1 protein-coding gene is annotated in these 1,549 nt (G+C 70.1%); it reads left to right on the forward strand.

Translation table 11 applies throughout. From position 1 onward, the window contains the following. Positions 1 to 2 precede the first annotated feature (2 nt). On the forward strand, positions 3 to 1,549 hold a 1,547-nt coding region (locus AC3EO7_RS37725), incomplete at its 3' end, for an ATP-binding protein (protein WP_435593870.1).

The following is a 1,549-nucleotide window of genomic DNA, read 5'->3' on the forward strand; positions in this document are numbered from 1 at the left end:
CAATGTTCTCGAAAGTCTTGGTTGCCAATCGCGGCGAGATCGCCATCCGCGCCTTCCGCGCGGCCTACGAACTCGGCATCGGGACGGTCGCCGTTTTCCCGTACGAGGATCGCAACTCGGTCCATCGGTTGAAGGCCGCGGAGTCCTATCAGATCGGGGAGCAGGGCCATCCGGTCCGCGCTTACCTCTCCATCGAGGCGATCATCGACGCGGCGAAGTCCGCGGGCGCCGACGCCATCTACCCGGGGTACGGATTCCTGTCGGAGAATCCGGATTTGGCGGCGGCCTGCGCGCGCGAGGGCATCACCTTCATCGGTCCCTCGGCGGAGGTGCTGGAGCTGGCGGGCAACAAGGCCCGTGCCATCGAGGCGGCCAGGGCCGCCGGGCTTCCGGTGCTGAAGTCCAGTGCGCCGTCGGCGGATGTGGACGAACTGCTCGCCGCGGCAACCGAACTCGAGTACCCGATCTTCGTCAAGGCGGTCGCGGGCGGTGGCGGTCGCGGCATGCGGCGGGTCGCGGCGCCCGAGCAGCTACGCGAGTCGATCGAGGCGGCCTCGCGCGAGGCCGAGTCCGCGTTCGGCGATCCGACCGTGTTCCTCGAGCAGGCGGTGGTGAACCCGCGCCACATCGAGGTGCAGATCCTGGCCGACCAGCACGGCAACGTCATGCACCTGTTCGAGCGCGACTGTTCGGTGCAGCGCCGCCACCAGAAGGTGATCGAGCTGGCGCCCGCGCCCAACCTCGACCCGGCGCTGCGCGAGCGCATCTGCGCCGACGCCGTGGCCTTCGCCCGCCAGATCGGCTACAGCTGCGCGGGCACCGTGGAGTTCCTGCTCGACGAGCGCGGCAACCACGTCTTCATCGAGATGAACCCGCGCATCCAGGTCGAGCACACGGTCACCGAGGAGATCACCGACGTCGACCTGGTGCAGTCGCAGCTGCGCATCGCGGCCGGTGAGACCCTCGCCGACCTGGGCCTGAGCCAGGATTCCGTAGCCATCCGCGGCGCGGCGCTGCAGTGCCGCATCACCACCGAGGACCCGGCCAACGGTTTCCGTCCCGACACCGGGCGCATCACCGCCTACCGCACCCCGGGCGGCGCGGGCATCCGTCTCGACGGCGGCGCCAACCTCGGCGCGGAGATCGGCGCCTACTTCGACTCGATGCTGGTCAAGCTCACCTGCCGCGGCCGTGACCTGCCCGCGGCGGTGGCCCGTGCGCGGCGCGCGCTCGCCGAGTTCCGCATCCGCGGCGTCACCACCAACATCCCGTTCCTGCTCGCGGTGCTCGACGACCCCGACTTCAAGGCGGGCCGGGTCACCACCTCGTTCATCGATGAGCGCCCGCAGCTGCTGACGCTGCGCCAGTCCGCCGACCGCGGCACCAAGATCCTCGAGTACCTGGCCGATGTCACCGTCAACAAGCCGCACGGTGAGCGGCCGACCACGGTCTACCCGCACGACAAGCTGCCCGCCCTCGATCTGAGCGTGCCGCCGCCGGACGGGTCGCGCCAACGGCTGCTTCGCCTGGGCCCGGAGGGTTTCGCCCA

The sequence above is a fragment of the Nocardia sp. bgisy118 genome (assembly GCF_057708605.1).